Source organism: Anaerorhabdus sp. (assembly GCF_036641015.1).
In the GTDB taxonomy this organism is placed as follows: domain Bacteria; phylum Bacillota_I; class Bacilli_A; order Erysipelotrichales; family Erysipelotrichaceae; genus Anaerorhabdus.
Genome location: NZ_JAVWFO010000060.1, coordinates 6,504 through 9,225 on the forward strand (window position 1 = coordinate 6,504; position 2,722 = coordinate 9,225).

At 34.0% G+C, this 2,722-nt stretch carries 1 protein-coding gene and 1 pseudogene; both read left to right on the plus strand.

The features are described from left to right. Positions 1-1,560: pseudogene (locus RR430_RS08135) on the plus strand (hypothetical protein); the annotation flags it as partial. Continuing rightward, positions 1,560-2,722: hypothetical protein (locus tag RR430_RS08140; RefSeq protein WP_332508907.1), on the plus strand; the 1,163-nt coding region annotated here is incomplete at its 3' end. The pseudogene RR430_RS08135 and the gene RR430_RS08140, both read left to right, overlap by 1 nt.

Here is a 2,722-nt window from a genome sequence, read left to right on the forward strand (position 1 = left end):
TCTACTAATAAAATGGCTTCGATGAAAGATACATCTTCAATTCTGAATAATCAAATTGATTTACAAAAACAAAAAATAGCTTTATTAAAAAACGAACTTACAGGAGTAGAAGCCAAGTATGGCACAAGCTCTGATAAAACAAGTAAGTATAAAACGGAAATTACTAAAGCTGAAATAGAATTAGTTAAAATGTCGAGATCATTGAAAGAAAATGAAGATAATTTACAACGAAATTCTGTTGTTATGGACTCAAGTAGAGATAAAATAAAGTCTTTTGGAGAAAGCCTAAAAACTGCTGGACAAAATACTCGAGGTGTATCTATTGCGGCAACTGGAGCTTTGACAGGTATGTTTTTTGCAGCCTCAAACACAGAAGAAAGCTTGAACAAAGTTAATGTTGTATTTAAAGACGCAAGTAAGTCAGTTGAAGACTTTTCGAGCAAGGCGTTAGAAATGTATGGAATTGCAAATTCAACTGCATTGGATATGACAAGTACGTATGGTGACATGGGAACATCTTTAGGCATAGCTGAAGAACAAATTGCCGAGATGGGTATTCAGTTAGTTGGTCGTGCTGGGGATATGAGTTCATTTAAGAATATTTCACTTGAGGTAGCTAATACAGGTTTAATGGGTATATTTACTGGGGAAACGGAATCACTTAAAAAATTAGGTGTTGTTATGACTCAAACAAATCTTGAAAATTACGCATTAGCTAAAGGTTATGAAACTAAGTATAAAGAAATGACAGAAGCTGAAAAAGTAATGGTTCGATATAACTATGTCATGGAAGCAACTAAAAACAGTGAAGGTGATTACGCAAATACAAGTCAAGGAGCAGCAAACAGTGTTCGATCTTTGAAAGAAACAACAATCGAATTGGCCGCGTCACTTGGCGAACAATTGCTTCCAATTGCAGTACCAGTCATTCAAGGGTTAAGAGATATGCTTCAAAGTTTTAATGAATTAGATCCATCTGTAAAACAATTTATTGTAGGTGGTATTGGTGTAGCTGCAGTGCTAAGCCCAATCCTTTCGTTAGTTGGCCAAGCAGTAATTGGTGTAGCTGCACTTACAGTTGCAATACCAGCTCTTGGTACCGCTACAACTGCAACTGTTGGAGCAATTAATACATCAATATTAGGAACTCCTGTTGGTGTCATTCTTGGAGCAATTGCAGCTGGCATCGGGTTAACATCACTACTCAGTAGTTGGGTAAATGGCGAGGAAACAAAACAAACTGAAATTTATAAAGGTAATGTGATTGCTGGTAAGAAACAGATATCTGAATTAGAATCACAGTTTTATGACAGTGTTACACAAATCGGCATTGGTTCAGATGCAAAATACTATGTGAACTCAAATTCAATGATGAAAAACCCTAATGAGTATAAAGAGCTTGCATGGAATAAAAAATATGGCGATACAGTAACTGATCTAGATAATTCAACTAATAATTATAACTATAATATCAATGTTGATAACGTTGATGAATTGACAAATTTAACTGACTATTTAAGTAGTCAGCAAATGAAAACAAGAATGGCAGGTGGTAATTAATGGGTACATTTACACCTTATGTTACGAAAACTTATCAATTGGAATTAATTGATGATAAAAAAGGTATAGTCGTAACTATAAACCCAGGTGAATTATATGCACAAGATGGATATACAGGATGTGCGTTTCAATACGGTTATCCAAGTGCTTATAAACACGCTATTATTGAAAAAACTCAAATTAAAGCATCGGTAAATTATGTTAATGCAGCAAGATTCAGTTTCTTTTATGGTACAACCACAACTAAAGATTTAGAACTTGGTAGTATTGCTTATTCGAGTAGTTATATAGCTAGTAATGGATATTTCGTTGATACATATTCTCCTAAATTTAATTTATTAGTACTAACACCAAATAACACTCCATTTTTAACAGTAAACCCACCTGAAATAGTAACTACATACTCAACAATAGCTGTGCCTGTGGTTAGTAGTGATTTAAAGAACACTTATGTGGATATTGAAAAGGACTTAAACATAAACTATACAGTTGCGATTAATAATAGTATATTAGAACAATTTACTATTGTTTCAGGTAAATTGTTTTATGGTGAATCGATCGATGGTGTTGTAGGTGTTTGGAATACGATTGATTTTATGGGTAAGAAGGCAACTATACCAGCTAATACATTGGTTAGACAAAAGAAGTACAAAGCCTATACTGAAATCACTGTTGATGATGGTCAAAAAGTAAACACTTCTCAAATTGAACTGGATACAGTAGATACTATTCCGGTGCTATCCCCAGTATCCCCAGTAAATGAAATTACATATGGTGATGTACTGTTTAGTTGGAATTATATTAATCAAACAGGAACACTACAGTACGCTTTTGATTTACAAACATCAAAAAATGGTACTGATTGGGTTGATTTATTTACACATGAATTATCTAGCATAACCAAAGCTTCAGGAACATTTGAAGCTGGTGATTTATTTTGGAGAGTTAGAGGATATAACAGAGGTGATGTCGCAAGCGAATGGTCCGTAGTTGCTAAATTTATTAATGTAGCAAGACCAACAAAACCTATTATATCTGAAATACAATCATCAGGTAGACCGTTAATAAAATGGACAACTGAAAACCAAATAGCATTTGAATTGATGGTGTACGACGATGCACAAAAAAAGATATTCGACACTGGCCAAGTATACACTACTGA